Annotated in this window: 20 protein-coding genes and 4 pseudogenes; 10 read left to right on the top strand and 14 right to left on the bottom strand. The window is 67.4% G+C overall.

What is annotated here, in order from left to right:
* Positions 1 to 26: 26 nt before the first annotated feature.
* Positions 27 to 1,454, top strand: a complete 1,428-nt coding sequence (locus tag FLW16_RS28970; protein WP_142563310.1) for an NAD-dependent succinate-semialdehyde dehydrogenase — start codon at positions 27 to 29, stop codon at positions 1,452 to 1,454.
* A 4-nt stretch (positions 1,455 to 1,458) separates the two neighbouring features.
* On the opposite strand, the gene FLW16_RS28965 is transcribed toward FLW16_RS28970, so the two are convergent.
* Entirely contained in the window at positions 1,459 to 2,286 is an 828-nt protein-coding gene (locus FLW16_RS28965) for a TIGR03621 family F420-dependent LLM class oxidoreductase (RefSeq protein ID WP_142563309.1), read from the bottom strand.
* A gap of 75 nt (positions 2,287 to 2,361) precedes the next feature.
* On the bottom strand, positions 2,362 to 3,267 hold the full coding sequence (gene rarD, locus FLW16_RS28960) for an EamA family transporter RarD (protein ID WP_142563308.1): 906 nt from the start codon (positions 3,265 to 3,267) through the stop codon (positions 2,362 to 2,364).
* Positions 3,268 to 3,401: 134 nt separating this feature from the next.
* Here rarD and msrA point away from each other — a divergent pair, with 134 nt between their 5' ends.
* A complete protein-coding gene (gene msrA / locus FLW16_RS28955; protein ID WP_142563409.1) occupies positions 3,402 to 4,064 on the top strand; it encodes a peptide-methionine (S)-S-oxide reductase MsrA in 663 nt (220 codons plus the stop codon).
* Between the two features lie 606 nt (positions 4,065 to 4,670).
* Here msrA and FLW16_RS28945 read toward each other — a convergent pair.
* The 4 genes and pseudogenes from FLW16_RS28945 to FLW16_RS46270 all read right to left on the bottom strand — a co-directional run.
* Entirely contained in the window at positions 4,671 to 5,339 is a 669-nt protein-coding gene (locus tag FLW16_RS28945) for a hypothetical protein (protein ID WP_142563307.1), read from the bottom strand.
* Positions 5,302 to 8,439 (bottom strand): ATP-binding protein, encoded by a 3,138-nt coding sequence (locus FLW16_RS28940; protein ID WP_142563306.1) that lies wholly within the window; start codon positions 8,437 to 8,439, stop codon positions 5,302 to 5,304. Before FLW16_RS28940 ends, FLW16_RS28945 begins: the two co-directional genes overlap by 38 nt.
* Complete coding sequence (locus FLW16_RS28935) at positions 8,436 to 8,906, bottom strand: hypothetical protein (RefSeq protein ID WP_142563305.1); 471 nt, start codon at positions 8,904 to 8,906, stop codon at positions 8,436 to 8,438. The genes FLW16_RS28940 and FLW16_RS28935 overlap by 4 nt, the downstream gene beginning before the upstream one ends.
* A gap of 126 nt (positions 8,907 to 9,032) precedes the next feature.
* Positions 9,033 to 9,110 (bottom strand): annotated as a pseudogene (locus tag FLW16_RS46270) (zinc-ribbon domain-containing protein); the annotation flags it as partial.
* 490 nt (positions 9,111 to 9,600) lie between these two features.
* On the opposite strand from FLW16_RS46270, the gene FLW16_RS45435 reads away from it, so the two are divergent.
* Positions 9,601 to 9,726 (top strand): hypothetical protein, encoded by a 126-nt coding sequence (locus FLW16_RS45435; RefSeq protein WP_260615675.1) that lies wholly within the window; start codon positions 9,601 to 9,603, stop codon positions 9,724 to 9,726.
* A 125-nt stretch (positions 9,727 to 9,851) separates the two neighbouring features.
* Positions 9,852 to 10,433 carry a hypothetical protein gene (locus tag FLW16_RS28925; RefSeq protein WP_142563304.1) on the top strand — a complete coding sequence of 194 codons (582 nt, stop codon included), beginning with the start codon at positions 9,852 to 9,854 and terminating at the stop codon, positions 10,431 to 10,433.
* Here the strand turns inward: FLW16_RS28925 and FLW16_RS28920 are convergent.
* Positions 10,430 to 11,380: a MerR family transcriptional regulator gene (locus FLW16_RS28920; RefSeq protein ID WP_185949636.1), complete on the bottom strand. Its 951-nt coding sequence runs from the start codon at positions 11,378 to 11,380 to the stop codon at positions 10,430 to 10,432. The two genes, FLW16_RS28925 and FLW16_RS28920, sit on opposite strands and share 4 nt — an antisense overlap.
* A gap of 318 nt (positions 11,381 to 11,698) precedes the next feature.
* On the opposite strand from FLW16_RS28920, the pseudogene FLW16_RS28910 reads away from it, so the two are divergent.
* Positions 11,699 to 11,803: pseudogene (locus FLW16_RS28910) on the top strand (peptide-methionine (S)-S-oxide reductase); the annotation flags it as partial.
* Here FLW16_RS28910 and FLW16_RS28905 read toward each other — a convergent pair.
* The 3 genes and pseudogenes from FLW16_RS28905 to FLW16_RS28895 all read right to left on the bottom strand — a co-directional run.
* A pseudogene (locus FLW16_RS28905) lies at positions 11,804 to 12,172 on the bottom strand (type II toxin-antitoxin system VapC family toxin); the annotation flags it as partial. It abuts the pseudogene before it with no gap.
* Positions 12,173 to 12,235: 63 nt separating this feature from the next.
* Complete coding sequence (locus tag FLW16_RS43955) at positions 12,236 to 12,415, bottom strand: hypothetical protein (protein ID WP_167538702.1); 180 nt, start codon at positions 12,413 to 12,415, stop codon at positions 12,236 to 12,238.
* 45 nt (positions 12,416 to 12,460) lie between these two features.
* Complete coding sequence (locus tag FLW16_RS28895) at positions 12,461 to 13,063, bottom strand: hypothetical protein (protein WP_142563301.1); 603 nt, start codon at positions 13,061 to 13,063, stop codon at positions 12,461 to 12,463.
* 232 nt (positions 13,064 to 13,295) lie between these two features.
* On the opposite strand from FLW16_RS28895, the gene FLW16_RS28890 reads away from it, so the two are divergent.
* The 5 genes and pseudogenes from FLW16_RS28890 to FLW16_RS45425 all read left to right on the top strand — a co-directional run bounded on the left by FLW16_RS28890 (position 13,296) and on the right by FLW16_RS45425 (position 14,912).
* Entirely contained in the window at positions 13,296 to 13,607 is a 312-nt protein-coding gene (locus FLW16_RS28890; RefSeq protein ID WP_142563300.1) for a hypothetical protein, read from the top strand.
* A complete protein-coding gene (locus FLW16_RS28885) occupies positions 13,583 to 13,999 on the top strand; it encodes a PIN domain-containing protein (RefSeq protein WP_142563299.1) in 417 nt (138 codons plus the stop codon). The genes FLW16_RS28890 and FLW16_RS28885 overlap by 25 nt, the downstream gene beginning before the upstream one ends.
* 26 nt (positions 14,000 to 14,025) lie before the next feature.
* Positions 14,026 to 14,127, top strand: a pseudogene (locus tag FLW16_RS45430) (peptide-methionine (S)-S-oxide reductase); the annotation flags it as partial.
* 124 nt (positions 14,128 to 14,251) lie between these two features.
* Complete coding sequence (locus FLW16_RS28875) at positions 14,252 to 14,449, top strand: hypothetical protein (protein WP_142563298.1); 198 nt, start codon at positions 14,252 to 14,254, stop codon at positions 14,447 to 14,449.
* 196 nt (positions 14,450 to 14,645) lie between these two features.
* A complete protein-coding gene (locus FLW16_RS45425) occupies positions 14,646 to 14,912 on the top strand; it encodes a hypothetical protein (protein ID WP_260615674.1) in 267 nt (88 codons plus the stop codon).
* 85 nt (positions 14,913 to 14,997) lie between these two features.
* Here the strand turns inward: FLW16_RS45425 and FLW16_RS28865 are convergent, their stop codons facing one another.
* From FLW16_RS28865 to FLW16_RS28850, 4 genes are all read right to left on the bottom strand, one after another.
* Positions 14,998 to 16,752, bottom strand: coding sequence for a glycoside hydrolase family 15 protein (locus FLW16_RS28865; RefSeq protein ID WP_142563296.1), 1,755 nt, complete (start codon positions 16,750 to 16,752; stop codon positions 14,998 to 15,000).
* Positions 16,753 to 17,064: 312 nt separating this feature from the next.
* Positions 17,065 to 19,317 carry a PxKF domain-containing protein gene (locus tag FLW16_RS28860; RefSeq protein ID WP_142563295.1) on the bottom strand — a complete coding sequence of 751 codons (2,253 nt, stop codon included), beginning with the start codon at positions 19,315 to 19,317 and terminating at the stop codon, positions 17,065 to 17,067.
* Between the two features lie 423 nt (positions 19,318 to 19,740).
* Positions 19,741 to 20,259 (bottom strand): transcriptional regulator, encoded by a 519-nt coding sequence (locus FLW16_RS28855; RefSeq protein ID WP_260615672.1) that lies wholly within the window; start codon positions 20,257 to 20,259, stop codon positions 19,741 to 19,743.
* A 113-nt stretch (positions 20,260 to 20,372) separates the two neighbouring features.
* Positions 20,373 to 20,768, bottom strand: a complete 396-nt coding sequence (locus FLW16_RS28850; RefSeq protein ID WP_142563293.1) for a DNA-binding protein — start codon at positions 20,766 to 20,768, stop codon at positions 20,373 to 20,375.

The following is a 20,768-nucleotide window of genomic DNA, read 5'->3' as shown; positions in this document are numbered from 1 at the left end:
ACGGCGTGCGGGCGCAAGGGGGCGTCATGAGCACCGCCACGCCATCCGTCACACGCAGGTCCATCGCCAGCGTGAATCCGTACAACAACGAGGTCCTCGCCGAGTTCCCCGCGATGACCGACGAGGAGGCCGGCCGGGCCGTCGCGACGGCTCACCAGGCCTTCCAGGAGTGGAGGTCGCTCGCCCCGGCGGAACGGGCCGCCGTGGTCGGCCGGGCGGCCTCTCTCATGCGCGAACGCCGGGAGGAACTCGCCCGGACGGTGACGCTGGAGATGGGCAAGCTCATCGGCGAGAGCCGCGGTGAGGTGGACCTGTCGGCAGACATCCTGAGCTACTACGCCGAGCAGGGGCCCGCCCTCGTCGCCGACCGCCCGCTTCCCGTCGAGGAAGGGAATGCCGTGGTGGCCAACCGGCCGCTCGGCGCGCTCCTCGGGATCATGCCGTGGAACTACCCGCTTTACCAGGTCGCCCGCTTCGCGGCGCCGAACCTGGTCGCCGGCAACACGATCCTGCTCAAGCACGCGAGCAACTGCCCGCAGTCGGCCCTCGCGTTGGAGCGGCTGTTCCACGACGCCGGCGCGCCGCCCGGCGTCTACGTCAACCTGTTCCTGCCGTCGGCGCGAGTGGGCACTGTGCTCGACAATCCCCTGGTCCGGGGTGTCTCCCTCACCGGCAGTGATCGTGCGGGAGCCAGCACGGCCGAAAGGGCGGGACGCAACATCGAGAAGACCGTGCTCGAACTCGGGGGGAGCGATCCGTTCATCGTGCTCGACGCCGAGGACTTCGACCGGACCGTGGAGGCCGCGGCGGTAGGCCGGCTGTCCAACATGGGGCAGAGTTGCGTGAGCGCCAAGAGGATGATCCTCCTGCCGCACGTCTACCGCCGCTTCGTCGAGGAACTGCGCCGCAGGTTCGAGGCGCTCGTCCCGGGCGACCCGCTGGACTCGGACACCACGCTGGGCCCGCTGTCCTCCGAGCAGGCCGCCGAGAACCTCGTGAGCCAGGTACGCGACACGGTGGCACAGGGGGCGACCCTGGTGACCGGCGGCGACCGGATCGGCCGGCCCGGCGCCTTCGTCCAGCCGACGATCCTGACGGACGTCAGGCCGGGCATGCGGGCGTACCGCGAGGAACTGTTCGGGCCGGTGGCGGTGATCTACCAGGCGGCCGACGAGAACGAGGCCGTGGCGCTGGCGAACGACACGCCGTACGGCCTCGGCGGCGCGGTCTTCTCCCGGGACCTCGACCGGGCGCGGCGGGTGGCGGAGCGGCTCGACGCGGGAATGGTCTGGATCAACCATCCCACCTCCTCCCACCCCGCCCTGCCGTTCGGCGGTGTCAAATGCTCTGGATATGGGAGAGAACTGGCGGATCTCGGCATCCAGGAGTTCGTCAACAAGAAGCTGATCCGGACCTTCCCGACGACCGTACCGATCGGCTTCGCCACGGGGTGAGCCGTCAGCGGCCGGCGAGGAGGTCGACGACGGGGGCGAGGGCGTCGGCGAAGAAGCCGTTGACGGTGATGTAGGAGAGGCCCAGCTCGTCGCGGCGGCGCAGCAGCGTGTCGGCCATCTCGCGGGGCGAGCCGCGCAGCACGGTGGCGGCGTCCGCCGACGTGGCCCTGAACCCTTCGGGCAACCACGAGGGTGGCTCGTCGCCGATCTGGAACAGGTTCATGCTCAGCTCGATGTCGTCGAACCTCGCCCCGGCCAGCTCCCGCAGCGTGCCGACGGGCCCGCGCAGGCCCTCCTCCGGCGCGTCGGGCGGCACTGCGAGCGCGACGATGTCCGCCTCCTCCGCGGCCAGCGACAGCATGCGGGGACCGGCCCCCGCCACCAGGATCGGCGGCCCCTGGCGCTGCACGGTGGTCCTGCTCCTGGCGAAGGCCGCCCGCACCTCCCCGATCACCGATCGGACCTGCGCGACGCGCTCGCCCGCCGTGCCGTACGGCATGCCGAGTGCCCGGGCGTCCTCCTCGGCGCCGACACGTCCGGCCCCCACACCGACCTCCAGGCGTCCGCCGGACAGGAAGTCGAGCCCGGCGAGCTCGTGCGCGAGCTGCGGCGGATTGCGGTAGGGCGCGGCCAGCACGAACGTGCCCACGCGGAGCGTCGTCGTGGCGGTGGCCGCGGCGGGCATCGCGAGCAGCGGCGGCAGCGTCCCCAGCGTGTCGGGGACGAGCAGGGTCGAGTAGCCGAGGTCCTCGGCGTGGCGGGCCGTCGCCGCCCACGCGGCGGCGTCGGGGGCCAGGCCGGCAACGATACCGAAACGAAATTCCTTGCTCATGCCCCCGATCCTCGCCGTCCCCGCCGGTCTCGTCGTCCTCCCTCCGGAGGCGGACGCCCTACTCCGGCGGGCGTATCAGACGGTCTCGAGCGCGGCCGCGCGCTCCTGCCGGGACGTACGGGCGGAGCGGACGCTGTCCCAGGTGAAGACGCTCAGCGCGAGCCAGACGACCACGAATCCGGCCCACCGGCTGGCGGGCATCGTCTCGTGGACGATCAGCACCCCGCACAGGAACTGCAGCACCGGGGCGATGTACTGGAGCAGGCCGATGATCGTGAGCGGAACCCGCAGCGCGGCGGCCGTGAAGAGCATCAGCGGCACCGCGGTGATGAGACCGGCCGCCACCAGCAGCAGCGCGTGGCCGAGACCGTGGTTGCCGAAGGTCCCGGTGCCGTTCGACTGCAGGACGAGCAGGTAGCCCAGGGCCGGCACCAGCAGCACGAGCGTCTCGATGGTCAGGCTCTCCGCGCTGCCCACCCCCGCCGCCTTCTTGATCAGCCCGTACGTGCCGAAGCTGAAGGCGAGCACGAGGGCGATCCAGGGAAGGCGTCCGTAGTCGAGCGTCAGGATGAGGACCGCGAGCGCGCCCAGCCCGACGGCGATCCACTGCCATCGGCGCAGCCGCTCGCGGAAGATCAGCACTCCGAACAGCACGCTGACCAGGGGATTGATGAAGTAGCCGAGCGCGCTTTCCACCACATGACCGGCGTTGACGGCGTAGATGTAGACGCCCCAGTTGACCGAGACCGTGACGGCCGCGAGGGCGAGGAGGACCAACTGGCGGCGCGTCATCGTGCGGATCCACGACCAGTGGCGGCGTACGGCGAGGATCGTGACCACCACGACCAGCGACCAGACCATCCGATGGGCGAGGATCTCCACGGCCCCGGACGGCTTCAGCAGAGGCCAGTAGAGAGGGAACAGACCCCACATGGTGTAGGCGGCGACGCCGTATAGGACACCGCGGCGCGTATCAGGCATGAAGCCCATCTTCGCTGCTTACCTAGATTCAGCACAAATAAGGGTCTCTACGTCTGAGGTTTAGAGGCGCTTATGTCAGGAACAAGGCCGCCGGGCCTCTGGTTGGTGATGGCAGAGCGGAAGGAAGGTGCGTGATGGGCTGGCTGTTCGGCACAGACAAGACGACGATGGTGGACCCCGCGGACGCCCTGCAGGGCCGTGCCGAGGTCATGCCGGTGGCCACGCGCCACCAGGTGCTCGGCGCGCCGTTGGCTCCGCCGTACCCCGAGGGTACGGAGATCGCCGAGTTCGGACTGGGCTGCTTCTGGGGCGCCGAGCGTAAGTTCTGGCAGACCCCCGGGGTCGTCTCGACCGCCGTGGGCTACGCGGGCGGCTACACGCCGAACCCTACGTACGAGGAGGTCTGCACCGGCCTGACCGGGCACACCGAGGTCGTCCGGGTGGTCTTCGACCCGGCCGAGGTGTCGTACGAGGAACTGCTCAAGGTGTTCTGGGAGGCCCACGACCCCACACAGGGCATGCGCCAGGGCAACGACGTCGGCACGCAGTACCGGTCGGCCATCTACACCCGCGGCCCCGAGCAGGCCAAGGCGGCCGTGACGTCCCGGGACGCGTACCAGGAGGTGCTCGCCAAGGCCGGGTACGGCGAGATCACCACTGAGATCGCCCCCGCCGGCGAGTTCTACTTCGCCGAGGATTATCACCAGCAATATTTGTTCAAGGTGCCGAACGGCTACTGCGGCATCGGCGGCACCGGTGTGAGCTGCCCCGTCGGCCTGACCACCGGCGAAGCGTGACCCGCGCTAACCGACTGCTCCTGGCCCTTGGTCGCCCGGCTAGCCCGGTGCCGATCGAGGGCCAGAGTTGTTTTCGGCGAGAATCTTCACTACAAGGTCCAGACTGCCTTGTCGAGGGGTACGAGCCGCTTTTCGAGGGTTGAAACTACCCGACGCGGATGACCGGCACGTGCTTGCCGCGGCGATCAAGGTGGCTGTACAGGTCATCGTCACGTCGAACCTCAGGGACTTTCCTCCAGAGCACTTGACGCCCTGAAAATCTCGATGGACGAGTGGTCTGGGCCTGTGTCCAGCAGATCGCGAATTAACGAGTCAACCCCGCCGGAGACCGTAGAGGATGTGGTCGACGCTTTGAAGAAAGCGGGCCTCGTTGAGTCGGTCGCTGCCCTTCGGGCTGGTTAGCCGGCCGTCTGGCTCGGAGACACGCATGGCTTCAAGACGTCGGCTCCTCGGCACTCAGGGGTATGAGGCCGATCCCATGGCGGCTGCCGAGCATTCGCCGGGCATTTTCGGCGCCCTCTACGCCGTTGGCAGGTCCCCGCGAATGTATCGTTGCTTCTGAGGCTGCTGCATCGGCGAGCTTCCGTTCCGGGAACCGTGGCGCCATCACTTATTCTTCTTATCCTTCTCCTCTGGTTTCCCTCCTTTATCCTCCGGTACGATTCTCCCTTTCGAATCTCTGACCGTCACCTTCTCGTGGTCCTTCCCTCCTTCTTTCCATTTCTCGATCTCCGCGCTTCCCCTTTTGCTGCCGTCGGCGTTGTAGAAATTTCTATAGGTGTGTTCATGACCGTCCTTCGTATGCCACTTCCAGGTGTCGGCGCTGCCTGTCTTTTTCCACTGTCCAGTCTGATCGTCTTTTTTGTAGTATTCCAGATGGTTGTATGGGTTGCCTTTTTCGTCCTTTTTTGTCCAGCTCTCTTGGCGTTCGCGCTCGTTGCCTTTCATATCCCTGGATACCACGTGATCGTGATCCTTCCCATCCTTTCCCTTCTCCTTATAGCTATCGTCGGTTCCGATCTTTTTGCCGGTCTTCGGGTCGACGCGATCCGTGATGGTGTGCCGGCCCAACTCTCCTTTGCCGCCGTGCGCCTCCTTACGATCTTCCCTACCGTGCGGGGCTTCCTTGACCCCCCGATCATCGGCGGGCCGGTGCATGTCCTTAGTCCTGGCGCCGGCGTCGGACGTCACCTCACCTCGGTCGCCGGCGCCGGCACGTGGAGATGCCGACCGCTGCTCATCGGTCTCCGTCGGTCGATCCCTCGCTCCGCCCATCGGTCGTTCCTTCCGCACTCGGGGTCGTGACGCAGTCCGCTTTGGCGAGCAGTTCAGTCAGCGCCCGGCGCTCGGTGGCAGGGTGCGCCCAGGCCTCAGCCGCGAGCATCTGCTGTGCGAAGCACAGGCCCGTGCATCGAGCGACGTCTTTGAGCCGCGACACGATCTCTGGGTCTTGGCCTTCAACGGGGAATTCAACAAGGTGGTAGGCCGCGTCCAGGCAGATGTCCCAGACCGCGGCCCGGCTGCCCACACCCGAGGTGCGGTCGGTCTCGCGCGCCCGCGCCCACGGGTCCGTGAAGTCACCTGCCGAGACGAGTTCGGCCACCGGTTCGGCGCACAGGCAGGGTCCCGGCCGGTCTTCCCAGATCCGGGCACAACCCTGGAAGGGTCCGGGTCTCCCGCCCTGGAGCTCCACTAGCCGGCTTCGAAGTTCGGCCACCTCGCTCTGCGTGTCCCGGCCTTCGAGGTGGGCGACCAGGGCCTCGTCGATGGCGTCCGCGACCGCCGCGCTCTGCGCGTACGTCCAACCGGCCCGGGCGCCGCGTGAGTCAGCGAGGCGGCAGGCTCCATGCCGGGCCAGGCACCTGAAGACCGCCGGGCCGTCCAGCCATCTAGGCCGGCGGGGTTCTACCGCGGCGACGAGGTCCGGCCAGGTCCGCGCGAGACTATCGTCGCCGGTTTGCGCCGCGGAGAAGACGACACGGGCGAAGGTGCGCATCACCGAGCGCTCGTCGACAAGGCCGCGTGCCGCCTGGCAGGCCTCTGGTGAGTCCAGGCAGCGCTGGTCACACTCAGAGGAGGCGAGCAGGAAACCCGGCCCGCTTTGTTCCATGCGCTCGCGCACCTCGTCGTGGGTCGGCCAGGTGCCGGACCCGCCCTTGGACGGCGGTATCTGGAGGAGCAGCGGGGCGTCCTCACCGTCGGTGAAGACGGCCGCGCGACCGATCGGCAGTATGGCCAGGCAGACATCCTGGCGGGAGGTCATCACCATCGCGTCTCCAAGCACATCGCGGTCATCACCGGCCACGATGCGGTGCGCCACCTTGAGATTGGTGTTTTTCAGGACGTCGGGGGCGAGCCTCGTCGGTATCTGGTCGACGATCACCACGCCTTGTCCGTACGCCCGTATCTCGGAGAGCAGATTGGTAAAGGTCTCCACTGCTTTGCCTCTGACGTCGGCCTCTGCCTCTTCGCCGCCCTGCTTGCGGACCGTGTTAGCGAGCAGCCGGTGGGCCTCCTCGATGACGAGCAGGTGCTCGATGTGCTCGGTGTCACCCTGGGTGCGGCGGTGTTCGGCCAGCCTGATCATCAGCAGGCCCATCATGAACGCCTTGTCGTCGTCGTCGCCTATGCCCTCGAGTTCGAGCACGGTCGGTTGTCCGAGTAGGAGTTCGATGGGCAGCGAGCGGCGAACGTCGAGCATGCGGCCCTTGCCGCCGGTGCGCAGGCTGTTCAGGCGGGTCCGCAGCGCTGCTCGAAGGTCACCGGTGACTTTGTCCTCGTATCCGAGCTGCGGGACGATCTCCTCGACCTTTCGTACGAGATCGGTGAGGGTGGGGAAGGCCGCCGAGCGGTCGCTGTCGCCGCTCAGCCGCCGGTTGGTGTCGGTCGTCACGTCCCAACCTCGGTCGGCGTAGATGCCGTGCAGGCTGATCTCGAGCACCTGCGGCAGAGGCGTCCACATCCCGAAGCTGACATTGAACACCGACCGCAGCAAGTCGAGATGGACGGCGACGGAGACACCCTCAGGCACTTCGAATGGGTTCAGCCGGAATGGCGACACGGTCTCGTTGCCGAGGGTGAAAACCTGCAGTTCGCGCCCGAGTTCCTGATCGCGCAGCAGCACCCGATACTCCGTCTTGGCCGGCTCCAGAACGAGGAACGGGATGTTGCGTTCCGCGGCCTGGCGCAGGAGGTGGAAGACGGTATTGGTCTTGCCGGAGCCGGTGACCCCGGTGACGAAGGCGTGGCGGGTCAGCTTGTCGGGGTTGATCCCGTACGCCGTCGTGGTGGCGCAACCGCGCTCGACGACTGACCCAATGGTGATCGACTCCCCAGTGACGGATGGAGACACCGTGTCGTAGTCGGGGATCTGCGTGATGGCGAATCCGTTGCTCTCCATGCTCGGGAAGTCCACGTAGGCGGAGAGCTGCGAGGAGGTAAGCAGCGTCTGGTGCTGGAAGGGCTGCCGGTAGCATCCCGGCGCGCTCGCCTCGACGACCGGATCGATCATCGCCCACGAAGCGGCCAGCATCGGCACATCGTCTCGGTCCCACACCCGGACCGGTTCCGGAAGCGAGCGCTCGCCCGAGAAGACACCGCGCCACAGGCCCGCGACCTCGGAATAGCCGTCGCTGTCGCCGAGTAGATAGACCGCGGTACGCCAGGCGCCGGTGCCTTGCCCATCGCTGAAGGTCCTGAGCTGTACGCCGAGTAACTCGAGGTAGTGGTCGGCGAGAGGGTTTGGAACGCCCCCTGACTTGACCGCTGTTTGCACCGAGCGCATTTCGTTGATCAGTCGGAGCCGGAGTTCGCGCACCAGAGCCTCGTCAACGGGTTGTGCGAGGATCAGCGCGGCCCACCGCACCCGGCCGAGCGCCCGCAGCAACCGGTCGATCTGCCGGGCACCGTCAGCGGCGTCCGGCGGTTTGGATGACGGGATGCCCATGACAAGACCGCCCAGTGGCCAGCGGCCCGTCACTGGCTCGTCGGGCACCAGGTCGACGGCCGGATACATCGCCCGCAGAGCCGTCTCCAGTAGCCGCCCGTTGAGCTCCGTCGACAGCGCCGAGCCGCCTTTGGGAAGCCACGTTCCGATACGGAGAAAGACCTGGCCTGGCTCAGCGCCCACCAGGAACGCCAGCGGCACCTTGTAGTTGTAGAGGCCGATCAGCATGTCGCGGGTGATCGGAATCGCCTCGTCGGAGGCTGATGATCTCGGATGCTTCTCCGGCTGCCCGATGCCTGTGATTCGCACCAGAGTCCGCAGGTCCACCGGCGCCTCGGTGAGCCGAGCGCCATCAGGGAGAGGAGGCGGCTCGAACCCGACCCGCTGCAGGTAGTCCAGGTCATACGCGGTCAGATTTTCTATCGTCATCGCACCGAGGGCGGTAAGACCACACCGGCTGGGGATTGAATGATCGCCAGTACCGCGATGAACACGATCCAAGCCACAACTGCCACGAAGAGAACAATTCCCACGATCAGCACGGCTTTGGGGATCCCCTTGGCACGCACGATCGCGCCAGTGCTGAGATTCTGTAGCTCGCTCAGGCGCAGTGTCCCAGATCGCAGCGAGCCACGAGCCCGGATCCAATCACCGTCGTTGATGGAGCCCTCGATGCTCCGGCCCCGCATCTCGACGGGGACGAGCATCACCCGGTTACCCTCCTGGTCGTACCGCTCCAACCGGAAGCTCCAGATCGACTCGGACTCAGACTCTCCGTGCTGCTCCGATCGCTCCTGCAAGCCGCGCACCTGTCCTTCCACCATGCCGCTGGTGACGACATTCCCGACGCCGGTCTGGTGGCTCACCGGAGGCGTGCCGGGGGCGGACAATGCCATTGGAGTCGCTTCGGCGGAGGGAGAGGATGTCCAGCCGCCACCGCCAGGGCGTCCCGCGTCGGGTAACCGGTCAGACGACGGCGGTGTCGACGCTGATGCCTCAAGAGGTGACCGGGAAGACAGGGGCCGCCCACAGTTGCCGCAGAACCTGGCCTCCGGCGATGCCTGGGTTCCACAGTCGGCGCATACCTGTGTGTCTCCCATGCGGACCACCTCCTAGCTGTCCGCAATCTCTCAGAGTCTCTATCCGGGATAGGTGCAACGGATACCCAGCTGACCTCCGAGATGAGGCAAATTAACCCAATCTTCAGGTCGCGCTGACCAGCGCAGCGAGGTTCCGAGGAAGCCGCGGCTTGTCGAGCATTTCCCCAGAATCGCCCGAGGCGTTGTGGTCGAACTCCATGCTCCAAGTGTGTAAGCACCGGCCTGTCGGTAGACAGGGTTTCTGCGCAGGCGCACGCAGATCTGTTGCATGGACTGAAGAACTACCACCAGAAATATTTGTTCAAGGTGCCCAACGGCTACTGCGGCACCGGCGTCACCTGCCCCGTCGGCCTCACCACCGGCGAGGCGTAACCCTTCGAACCGATGGTCCGTAATCGCGAGCCATCGGAGTTTCAGAACGGGCTCACGTGGTCCATGAGCTTGTCGGCAGTGGCCCGGACAGCCAGACTCCGGGCACCTGATCGCCGAGATGGCCGAGCGGATGCTCGACGCCGTCCTCGTCATCATCGCGGCCAGCCACAACGTACATGCCAGCAAACCGACGGAGTTTCTCGCCGCCGTCAACGACTTTCTCGCCGCTCGCGTTGTGGGCTGAGCCTTTGTTTGGACCGGTACTTGAGTCTCAAGTAACCGGAGACTCCAGGATCGATGCCGTGGGCGGCGCGTGCTCGTTTCCGCCGTCCGCGACCTATCCGATCCGACTCCGGGAGAGCGCATTCCATGCCGCGATACGTGACGCCGTCCGCTGAGGATGGCAAGCGCCTCATCAACGACTTCATCGACGAGACTTTCGGTGATCTGGACGCCAACCCGGACTTCGTCGCCATGCTGCGTACGGTGGTGCCTGAGATGCCCGCCGATCCCAGCCCTGAGCAGCTGGGCGCCTGGGCGGAGCTGTCCGAGCTGGTCCGCGATGCCGACTTCAAGGCCAGGGTCCGCAGGATGGCCGAGCATCAGGCGGCCGAGAGGGCGGCCGGGGATCAGACCGGCCTGCATCACGAGGTGACCGAGCTGGTCCGGGAACGGGTGCGGCAGGCGCAGGCGGACGGGGTCGAGCCGGGTTCGCCGGAGGCGCGAATGGTGCTGGTCGAGCTGATCGCCGGATACACCGCGACATTCGGCCATCTCGACAGTGCCGAGTACCGCCGGAAGCTGCTGACTCGGCTGGAGATCGCCAATGATCCCCGTACGGAGCGGTACTTCGCCCTGCTGTCCACGATCAACGGCTGGCCGGTGCCGCCGAGCCTGGCGCCGGCGTTCGACTGGTTCACCCAGGCGCTCCGGCACCATCCCGTTCCCTAAAGGTCGGGTACGCGGGGGTCGAGTGCGGCGAGGAGCCAGCGGGCCGCAGGGACCGGATCGGGTTTCGGGGGCGTACCGTTGATCATGGCCAGCAGTTGCCAGTATCGGGATACCCGAGGGTCGGCCCCGATGCGGATCCGCTCGGCGAGCCAGAGCCGGAACCCGGCGTCGTCGGACCGCCGATGGGCCTGGGCGAAGACGGCGACCAGCTCGTTCACGATGGGCCGGGCCAGGGCGGAGACCGGCGGAATCCCGTCCGCCAGGGCGTGGCCGACGAGGTCCAGCGCGGCCTGCTCGGCCCGCGCCCAGCTCTCGTGGTCGCCGTGATCGGCGCCGGAGGAGCGGTCCGTCGCGTGCCGCTCGAACGCCTCGCGTACGCTCTCCCGGAAGTGGGGGTCGCCGACCAGGTGCGCCAGCTCCAGCCACGCGTCGAGCTGCTCGACCGATGGGTCGTCGGGCAGGTCGGGCAGCATCGAGCGCAGGTGCGCGGCGAACGCGGGCTCCATGTCGAGCCCGCGCGTCGCTTCGGCCACGAGATCGGCCACCAGCTGCCGGCGCTGCTCCGCCGGTAGCCGGGCGAGCCGGTTCACACGGGCGATTCCGGCTGTGCCGGTACGGCGGGTGGTGACGTAGCGCAACACCGCCTGGCGTACCCGCAAGGTCTGGATCTGGTCCTCCATGGCCGCGATCTGCTCGTCGGCGATCTCGTCCAGAGCCTGCGCGTCGGCGAGCACCCGTGTGATCGTCGCGATCTCGACGCCGAGATCTCGCAGCGTACGGACGAGTTCCAGCCGGTCCAGGGCGTCGTGATCGTAGAGCCGGTAGCCGCCGGCCGACCGACCAGCTGGAGGTACCAGCCCTTCGTCGGAGTAGTACCGGACCGTCGGCACCGGCACCCCGGCGAGCCGCGCCACCTGGCCGATCGTGTAGAGCCCGTCGTCCTTCACACGTCCAGCCTGGCTCATCAGCCGCCCTTTCGGTGTGCCTGTGGGGAAGCACGACCGGTGATGCCGTTAGGAGGTGGGAGGAGCTCTGTAGGCACGCCCTGGCGAATACACGGCGATGTCTTGAAGCTCTGCGCGCAGATCCACGCTCGCGAGCGAATGTCGAACGGCAGCATCGCCTTCGAGTTGATTTCGGAGTTCGAGGTCACGAGTGGAGGTCGTGTCCACTACATCACTGATGACGAGGCGCGAACAGCGTGGCTCGTCCATGCATCCCCACGGCATCCCAAGGACACCGATGCGCATTTATTGCCTGAGGTGAAGGACTACCACCAGCAATATTTGTTCAAGGTGCCGAACGGCTACTGCGGCCTCGGCGGCACCGGCGTCTCCTGCCCGATCGGCCTGACCACCGGCGAAGCCTGATCAGTCGCCCGGCAGGATTGTCAGTCGTTGCCCCTTGGGAAGGTGACGAGGGGCAACGATGAGATAGTCCCGCTGATCCAGCGTGGCGACTTCGCGAAGGTCGAAGCGTTCGGCCAGGGCTATCACGCAGGCGTCGACGGCCTGAAGCCGGAGCGAGGCGTAGGCCGAGAGCAGTTCGGACATTCGCCGATAGTCGTGGGGTGTCACCTCGATCACGCGGAGTTCATCGTCGGCGATGGCGGCGCAGAACTCGGCCGCGAGAGTGGGGCCGCCGCGACGGACCGGATCAGAGAGCAGGTGACAGATCTCTGTCACCGCGAGCGACGGCACGACCAGCCTGGTCCAGTTCCGTGCGAGAAACCGGACGCAGCGAGCGTGGGTCCTTGTCGGCCCTGTTGAATGCCGCGACGAGGGGTCCCGTGTCGCAGAGGATCACGCGGTGATCGCTCCGTCGGACTCCTCGTGGTGAGGATAGGTGAGGTACCGGTCATGGTGGACGCCGAGGTCTGCCGGCCCTTGTAGCGCGCCGACGAGCGCGGCGAGATGCCGTGGAAGTGCGGGCGCGTCGAGGGGCTCCTCGATGTCGGCCCAGCCTTCGTTGTCCAAGTCCATGCTGCCAAGTGTAGGCGCCGACCTGCCCGCAGCCAGTGAGATGCTTCAGCAGACGCCGGGCAACTTACACACCTTGATGGCCATCTTCCTGGCGTTTTTGGTCAGCCGGCCGGGGTCGTAGATTCCCTCGGTGGTCGTGTAGATCATCAAGGCGCTGCCTCTGCGCGCGACGATGCCCGTGATCGTCTCGTTCACGCTGCCGTCCTGCCAGGTCTGATAACCCATGCCTATGGACTCGTCCCCCGCCGTGGCCTTACTCGTCCGCCAGCGGATCTTGATTCTGGGTTCCGACGGGTCGCCCTTGCGCGCGCAGCGTTTGACCTCGGCGCGCAGACCAGTGAACGCGGAATGGGCGGCACGGGGGCCCTTGTAGATGACGAGCTGTTCAGAGGAGTAACCAGGTGCGCTGGTCCAATGCGTAATCGTGCGGATTGCCGCCCGATCGCGGTCAACGGCACGCCGGTGCCCGCACGGGTTCAGCTCCAACGGCTTGGTGAGTTTGTCGCTGATCTCGTGGCCCTGTTCTTCTGCGTCAGCGGGGCTCAGGTGCCTGCGCGCGTCGCGCTCGCTGATCAGGAAGTTCTTCGGTATCTCGATCGCGGTCGCCGGGGACAACGCCAGCAGCAAGGAGAGTGTCACGCTGATCACGATGAGTTGGATGCCGACGGGAACGGGTTGGTTCTCGCTTTTCTGGCCGGACCGACTCAAGCACGAAAAGTGTCATCGCGGCCTCGGCGGCACAGGAGTCTCCTGCCCTGTCGGCCTGGCGACCTCTGGCGGCGAGTAGCGGGATCGTGAGACCTCCGGGTGGCGTCGCGCTGCTCGGAGGTTTCGTCTTTGCGGGCCGCTACTTTGCTACTTGAAGTAGTAAACTGCCGCTATGAGTACGACTGAACGAGCCTTCCCGCCAGGAGAAGGGCCCGCGGCCAAGGTCAGCGTCTCCTTGCGGGCCGGCAACATCCGCGCGATCAAGGAACGTGTCGGCGCGCGCGGGTTCTCGGCCTATGTGGATGCGGCTGTGGAGCGGCAGATCGAGCGGGATCTGTTGGAGGAGGCTCTGCAGGCGAACGAGAACGAGAGCGGTCCCATCCCGCAGTCCCTTCGGGACGAGGCTGAGCAGTTGTTCCGCAGCGTGAAGTCCGCTCCGGAGCTGCAGGAGGAGCGTGGATGGCACGCGCACGAAGCAAGCTGAGTGCGGGGACGGTCATCCTGGACTCCGAGGGACTCTCGAAGTGGTGTACGGCCGACCAGCGCGTCACGGCGATCGTCCGTGAGGCGCAGAACAACGACTTCCGCGTTGCCATCAGTGCCGTGACGCCTATCGAGGCATTCGACGGCCGGGTGACAAACGATCGGTTGCGCTGGCACCTGTCCCGGCTGCGTGTCGAGCCGGTGACCGAGGAGGTCTCCGTCCACGCGATGGACCTGCTTCGCGAAAGCGGTCTCCACGGCCACAAGTACGCGATCGATGCGATCGTCGCCGCCACGGCTCTTCGCTCCACCCGTCCCGTCATCATCCTCACCTCGGATGAGGACGACATGAGCAAGCTCTGCGGCAAGGCGGTTCGTCTCGTGCGCGTGTAGGTGCTGAGTTGTTGCCCCAGCGATACGACTACCACCAGCAATATCTTTTCAAGGTGCCCAATGGCTACTGCGGCATCGGCGGCACCGGCGTCTCCTGCCCGGTCGGCCTGACCGCGGGTGATGCTTGATCTTGCGGGAATCAGTCGGCCCAGAGCCCAGGCTTCCGGGCCGGCGTAGCCGCTCTCTGCGGTTCGCGATCACCGCCGCGCTGCGCGACTGTCCGGGGCGGTCCCGCTGATTACACTCAATGTGATGCGCGAGGAACTCCCCCACCTGGTTGATCGGCTGCCAGAGGAGAAGGTGGCTCCTCTGCGCAGGCTTGTCGGCGATCAGCTCGAAGAGCCGCCTGTGGTCCGCGACCTGCCGTTCATCGGCCTCCTCGAAGCGGAGCCGGATTTCGCGGAACGCTCGGAGGAGATTCTCCCTGCGGGGGACAATCACTCTTTTTGATCGTCTTTGATTCGGGTCTGCCGTCACCTTCTCGGACCTGTCGAGGAATCCCCGGGCCGTCGCCGAACGCGCCGCGCGGCTCGGTCGCGTACGTGTGACTCACCGGGATGCCCAGGACTTCTATCTGACTGCGGCTGACCGTGAGGAGCGACGCGAACAGACGCTTGCCACTGCTTCTCGTCTGTTCCTTGCTCTCATGAGGCATGATCCGACCGCCCGCGCGCTGGTCATCGCCATGCCTGAGGTCTTTCCCTGGGGTCGTCACCTCACCTCTGATGAGGTGCGGTCCTTCACGCTAGAACTGGTCGAGGCGCTCTCTGACGCGGCCGAGCTGGATGTCGACGCCACTACTCAGGAAGTCATCGCAGGCTGGCGGGCCACCGCCCGGATCAAGGCCGACCCCGGGCATTATGCCCAGGCGCGTGAGGCGACGAGCGGAGACTTCGCACCGGCTGCACTGTAGGGGCGGGGGCTGTGGCGCGGTCGCGTGCACACTGGCGCTGCTGCTCCTGGTGTGAGCATCAAGCCGGTGAACGTTCCGGGCACCACTAGCAGAGCGCCAGGGCCGTATGGATCAGATGGAGGTGGGTGAACGCCTGAGGGAAGTTGCCCAGATGGCGCCCCTGGACGGGGTCGTACTCCTCGGCGAGCAGGCCCACGTCGTTGGTGAGGGCCAGCAGCCGCTCGAACAGGCCCATGGCTTCGTCCTTGCGGCCGACGAGGTTGAGCGCTTCGGCCAGCCAGAAGCTGCACGCGAGGAAGGCACCTTCGGCTCCGGGCAGGCCGTCGATGTCGTTGCTTTCGGAGATCGGATAGCGCAGCACGAAGCAGTCGGTCATCAGCTCGCGTTCGATCGCGTCGATCGTGCCGGTGACCCTGGGGTCCTCAGGGGGCAGGAAGCCGACGATCGGGATGAGGAGCAGCGCCGCGTCGAGTTCGCGAGAGCCGTACGACTGGGTGAACGTGCCGCGCTCGCGGTCGAAGCCCTTGTCGCAGACCTCGGCGTGGATCCGGTCCCGCATGGCCCGCCAGCGCCTGAGGGGACCGGTGTGGCCGAGCTCTTCGATCGCCCGTACCTGCCGGTCGGCCGCCACCCACGCCATGACCTTGGAATGGACGAAGTGCCGCCGCGGGCCGCGGACCTCCCACAGACCCTCGTCGGGCTGGGCCCAGCTGTGCTCCAGGAAGTCCATCAGCCGGCAGACGATGGTCCAGGCGTAGTCGTGCGGCGGCATCCCCAGCTTGCGGGCTCGATAGAAGCAGTTGAGCACCTCACCGTAGACGTCGAGCTGAAGCTGGCCGGCCGCGCCGTTGCCGATCCGCACCGGCCGGGAGCCTTCGTACCCGGGAAGCCAGTCGAGTGTCTGCTCCGGCAGGCGCCTTTCGCCTGCCACGCCGTACATGATCTGGAGGTCCTCCGGGCGGCCCGCGATGGCGCGGAGCAGCCAGTCAAGCCAGGCGCCCGCCTCGGTGACGTATCCGGACTCGGTCAGGGCGTCGAGCGTCAGCGCGGCGTCGCGCAGCCAGCAATATCTGTAGTCCCAGTTACGCACCCCACCGAGATGCTCGGGCAGCGATGTGGTGGGAGCCGCCACGATGCCGCCGGTCGGGCTGTAGGTGAGCGCCTTGAGCGTGATGAGGGAGCGGACCACGGCGGCGCGGTAGCGGCCCGGGAGCCAGCAGCGGGAGACCCACTCCTCCCAGAACCGGCTGGTCTCGACAAGTTGCTCGCTGGGATCGATGGCGCGGGGTTCCGGCTGGTGCGAGGGGTGCCACGTGAACACGAACGACCGGCGCTGCCCTGCCGCGATCGTGAAGGTGCCGGTGTGCCGGTCGCCGCTGCCCTCCAGGTGGAGGGGAGCGGCGATCCAGACCGAGTCGGGCCCGCCGATGGCGTGGAGGCGGCCGTCGAAGCGGCGGGCCCAAGGGACGATCCGGCCGTAGTCGAACCGGATGCTGATCTCTGCGGTCATGTCCACCGTCCCGGACACGCCCTCCACGATCCGGACCAAGGAGGGGTTGGCGTGCCGGGGAGGCATGAAGTCGATGACCTTGACGGTCCCTGTGGAGGTCTCCCATACGGTCTCGAGGATCAGCGTGTCGTCGACGTACGCGCGGCGCGTGGCCAGCTCATGCCCGCTGGGGGCCAGCCGCCAGAACCCGTTGGACTCGTCACCGACGAGCTTGGCGAAGCATGCGGGGGAGTCGAACCGGGGAAGGCAGAGCCAGTCGATCGATCCGTCGCGACCGACGAGGGCGGCTGACTGCGTGTCCCCGATGAGGGCGTAGTCCTCGATCCGCATGTGGCCCACGCTACTCGCCGGGGACGGGACAGGAATGGCGGTGCTACTCCCTACCCGCCGAGGCGGGGGCGCCCGGTTCTGAGGGCGAGCAGGTCCGGGCAGCCGGCGGCGCCGTCCTCGGAGCGGGGCGTTGGCGCCTGATCGGGGCGCGCCGCCGCAGGGGCCGGCGTCCCGATGCCGACCGGGCTCCGCACCGCACCCGCGATCCGCGGTCGCGCTTCCGTGGACGACCGGGACCGATGGGGCCGACGGTGGCGGCCGGGGAACGGGGCGCCATGCCGGCTCCGTTCCCCGGCCGGGGTCGTATCGCGGTTACTTCAAGCTGATGGTGGTGAAGTGGCTGCTGCCGTCATCGAGCTTCAGCTCGAACGTGCGGCAGGTGCCGGACCAGCTCTTGTCGGTCTTCCAGACGTAGTTGTACTGACCGCCTCCGTAGCTGAGCTTCGAGTTGCCGGGGCCGTTGGTCGGCGTGGCCGATCCGGTCGGTTCTCCCGAGGCGCAGCTCACCGGCCGGGAGACCGGGTAGCCGGAGGCGATGACGCCCAGGCCGTGGTCACCGCCGAGGCCGAACTTGATCGGTACGGCGCTGCCGGCCTTGCCGTCCATCGTCTCGGGGAAGTAGGCCTTCCAGGGATAGACGACCTGGTAGGTCACCTTCTCGTCGGCTGCGTTGCCGGCCTTGTCGGTGGCGTTGACGGTGAACTCGTGGAAGCCCACGGTGGAGGTGTCTAGCGCGCCGCCGTCGGGCACCGTGCCGGCGCAGGTGGCGACCCCGGCCAGGTTGTCGTCGCACCGGTAGGACGCGGTCGCGGCCGTCCCGAGCGCGAAGACCGCGCCGTCGGCGGGCGTGGTGAGGGAGATCGTCGGCTTCGTGAGGTCGACGGTCATCTTCACCGTCTGGTCACCGGCGATCGACACACCGCGCTCGTTCGCCACGCGGCCGTCGACGGTGGTGGCGAAGTCACAGGTGACGTGCGGGAGCACCGCCTGCAGCCGGCCGTCGCCGCCGGTGGTGCCCAGGTCGCGCAGGCCGTTGCCGCAGTCGGCCCGCACCGGGGCGCCGGCCAGCGGCCGACCGCCGTCGGAGACCGCGGACACCGTCACCGCGTTCAACGCGTTGTGCGCCACCGCGCCGCCCACGACGTCAAGGGTGATCTGCAGCCGCTCGGGGCTGATGTTGTCCATCGTGTCCGTCGGCCTGTGGTACTGCGGCTCGGTGACGTACGTTCCACCGGTCGGGCCGCAGACGGCCGGAGGGGTCGGCGGCCGGTAGTCGAGCCAGATGAACAGCGAGGACGGGATGCCCACGTCGAAGAACGCCTGGTGGTCGCTCTGCCCGAGCCTGCAGTTCCGCAGTCCGTCGAAACCGACGCGCGCGCCCGCGTTGTACGCCTCCTGGACCACGTAGTTCGACTGGCCGTTCGGGGTCAGCGCCCACAGCCGGGCCGGCTCGTACGGCGTGCCGACCATGTCCATCTGCCACTCACCGACGAACCGCGCCTTCTCCGCCGCGGTCAGCGTGTTGACGTACGCCCGTGCGCCGAGCAGGCCGCCCTCCTCGCCGCCGAAGCCGCCGATCCGCAGCTCCTTGTCCAGCGGGTACTGGCTGAGGACCCGCGCGATCTCCAGGGAGACGCCGTTGCCCGACGCGTCGTCGTGGGCGCCGGGCGCGCCCAGCACGGAGTCGATGTGCGCACCCACCATGACGATCGGGGCCTTGGTGCCGTCCGGGTCGCCTACCGCGTGCCGGATGCCGATGACGTTGGTGCCCATCGGGTTCACGTACTGGTTGGTGGCGATCCGCAGCGTCAGCGGGCCCTTGTCCAGGAGGTCCTTGATCCAGGTGTAGTGCGCGCTGCCGCCGCCCATCACCGGGATGTTCGGCTGGGCCGTGGTGAGCGTGAACGACGGAGGCGCGTTGTTGCCGGTCGCGTAGGCGAGGATGACCGCGACCGCACCCCGGCTCACCGCGTTGACCACGGCGGTGTTGCGGACCGACGCGGTGGTGCTGTAGTCCATCAGCACGATCTTGCCCGCGGTGTCGGCGGGGAAGTCGGAGGCGGACTGGCCGGTCTTGGCGTAGACGACCTGTCCCTCCACGGCGGCGTCGTTGCCGGTGAACTTCGCGCTGGTCGACGCGGCCATCTGCCAGTTGGGTCCTCCCGGCAGGTCGGCGTTCGGAGACGTGACCTTCGCGACGTTCTTGGTCGAGACCGGGCCCCATGACTGGAGGGTCACGTCGAAGCCGTAGGACTTCAGGATGCCGCCGATGTACTCCGCGCCCTCCCGCTCCTGTGGGGTGCCGTTCAGTCGCGGGCCGATGTTCACGGCGAGTTGCCGAATATGGCTGACGGAGTTGGCCGAGTCGAACCGGTCGACGATCTCGTGGTCGTAGTCCTTCAGCGGTGCGCTGGTCGCAGCGGCCGTCAGGCCCGCGCCTGACGATCCCTCGGCCTGGACACCGCCGATGGCGGCGGACACGGTCCCGAGGGTCAACGCCGCCGCCAAGCCGCCGACGACGGTAAGTCGCCTGAGCCGACGGGGGTGGTCGAATGAACTCCTCACAGAGGAACTCCCTGGTACTGGCGGATATGGAGGTCCGCGTGGCGTCCTCGCCCTTTGGGTCGCAAGGAGAGAGGACAAGATTCGCGATTAGTACCAGGCGGTAAAATAGGCGTCAATAGGTGCATTACCCTGACATAGTTGACCGCTGTCGGTAATCTCGCCCTTTCCTGGGAGGAAACAGCGTGGCGGCCTCGCAATCGCGTACGGCCGCGGAGAATTCATCGGCCGACGTCGTATGAACCGGTGAGCCTCTCCATCCATGCCGGCAGTTCTCCAGCGACAACCTGTTGTCGCCTGAGGGAAAACCGCTGCCACCAGCAATATCTCTTCACGGTGCCGAACGGCTACTGCGGCCTCGGCGGTGCCGGTGTCGACGCGGGTGGCCCCTCGGCATGGTGTCCGACGGGCCTGAAGACCTCCAGGTCAGGGTTCCGCGTGCCGGTCGAGGCCGAGCGTGGCGATGAGGTCCTCGTGGAGTTCGAACCAGACGCGATGGCAGGAGTCCACGTCGGTGTGGTCGACCCAGGCGCCGTCCCCGGCCCGGGCGCGCGCCAGGGCCGTGGTGAATCGCGTGTCGTATCCGCGGAACCGCGTGAGGACGCGGCCGAGCCGGTCTGCGAGTGGGGTGAGGGCCCGGTCGACGCAGGCGAGCTCATGCAGCACGCCGGCGTCCCAGACGGGATCGGAGTGGTCGTTGACGGCGAGCCGATCGCCGGCGGCGGGCCGGAGTTGCCAGTCGGTGCAGGCTTGTAGGAGGAGGGCGTTCAGCGGGAGGAACGTCCGGTAGACGTCGCGGACCTCGTCGGCAGCGCCCACGCGTGCGAGCTCGGCCGCGAGCAGGCGCTCGTTCTCGGCCCGGCCCGCTTCGGTCAACGACCAGCCTGCGGCGCCGGCGAAGGCGGTGTGCTCAACCCAGCCACGTGCCTCGGTGTCGCGCAGCATCTCTTTCGTCGTGCCCGCATCGAGTCCGTACCGACGAGCGATCACCGGAGTGTCTGCGAACCCGGTGATACGAACGGCGTGCAGGACCAGGAGGCTGAGCGGAGAGTCCCGCGTCACGAGCCGGCGTCCTGTCGCGCTGTCAGGCGGGTGTAGTGCTGCTGGCACGCCTGGGGGGAGTTGAACCCCATCACGTGCGCCATCTGCGCCCAGGTCAGGCCCGCGCTCCGGGCGATGAACAGCAGGGCGGATTCGAGTCCTTCGACCTCGGCTCGTGCGGCGGGCAGGAGGGCGAGCGCGCTCAGGATGTCCTCCGGGTCCAGGTCGGCGTTGCGCCAGACGGCGAACTGCACAAGGTCGACCGCAGACGGCGGGGCGGGTGAGGGACGCCACGGGCGGGCGTCGAGCTCGTCCGCGCCCAGGCCCAGAAGACGTTCGCGCGCGTCCTGCTCACGTTGGGCCTGAACGTGGTCGGCCCGCACGCCGTGAGCCATGTCGTGCTTGCGTTGCAT

Origin of the sequence: Microbispora sp. KK1-11 (assembly GCF_006874435.1) — a bacterium.
In the GTDB taxonomy this organism is placed as follows: domain Bacteria; phylum Actinomycetota; class Actinomycetes; order Streptosporangiales; family Streptosporangiaceae; genus Microbispora; species Microbispora catharanthi.
Note: the sequence above shows the minus strand (reverse complement) of the source record. Positions and strands in the feature narration are given on the sequence as shown.

Bases quoted from the DNA above. Each gene is read 5' to 3' on its own strand.
- FLW16_RS28940 (WP_142563306.1), bottom strand. From the start codon at position 8,439: ATGACGATAGAAAATCTGACCGCGTATGACCTGGACTACCTGCAGCGG.
- msrA (WP_142563409.1), top strand. From the start codon at position 3,402: ATGGGCTGGCTGTTCGGCACAGACAAGACGACGATGGTGGACCCCGCG.
- rarD (WP_142563308.1), bottom strand. From the start codon at position 3,267: ATGCCTGATACGCGCCGCGGTGTCCTATACGGCGTCGCCGCCTACACC.
- FLW16_RS28935 (WP_142563305.1), bottom strand. From the start codon at position 8,906: ATGGCATTGTCCGCCCCCGGCACGCCTCCGGTGAGCCACCAGACCGGC.
- FLW16_RS28945 (WP_142563307.1), bottom strand. From the start codon at position 5,339: ATGGGCGGAGCGAGGGATCGACCGACGGAGACCGATGAGCAGCGGTCG.
- FLW16_RS28875 (WP_142563298.1), top strand. From the start codon at position 14,252: ATGCGCGAGGAACTCCCCCACCTGGTTGATCGGCTGCCAGAGGAGAAG.
- FLW16_RS43955 (WP_167538702.1), bottom strand. From the start codon at position 12,415: ATGGACTTGGACAACGAAGGCTGGGCCGACATCGAGGAGCCCCTCGAC.
- FLW16_RS28965 (WP_142563309.1), bottom strand. From the start codon at position 2,286: ATGAGCAAGGAATTTCGTTTCGGTATCGTTGCCGGCCTGGCCCCCGAC.
- FLW16_RS28890 (WP_142563300.1), top strand. From the start codon at position 13,296: ATGAGTACGACTGAACGAGCCTTCCCGCCAGGAGAAGGGCCCGCGGCC.
- FLW16_RS45435 (WP_260615675.1), top strand. From the start codon at position 9,601: ATGGCCGAGCGGATGCTCGACGCCGTCCTCGTCATCATCGCGGCCAGC.
- FLW16_RS28885 (WP_142563299.1), top strand. From the start codon at position 13,583: ATGGCACGCGCACGAAGCAAGCTGAGTGCGGGGACGGTCATCCTGGAC.
- FLW16_RS28970 (WP_142563310.1), top strand. From the start codon at position 27: ATGAGCACCGCCACGCCATCCGTCACACGCAGGTCCATCGCCAGCGTG.
- FLW16_RS45425 (WP_260615674.1), top strand. From the start codon at position 14,646: ATGAGGCATGATCCGACCGCCCGCGCGCTGGTCATCGCCATGCCTGAG.
- FLW16_RS28925 (WP_142563304.1), top strand. From the start codon at position 9,852: ATGCCGCGATACGTGACGCCGTCCGCTGAGGATGGCAAGCGCCTCATC.
- FLW16_RS28855 (WP_260615672.1), bottom strand. From the start codon at position 20,259: ATGCTGCGCGACACCGAGGCACGTGGCTGGGTTGAGCACACCGCCTTC.
- FLW16_RS28865 (WP_142563296.1), bottom strand. From the start codon at position 16,752: ATGCGGATCGAGGACTACGCCCTCATCGGGGACACGCAGTCAGCCGCC.
- FLW16_RS28850 (WP_142563293.1), bottom strand. From the start codon at position 20,768: ATGCAACGCAAGCACGACATGGCTCACGGCGTGCGGGCCGACCACGTT.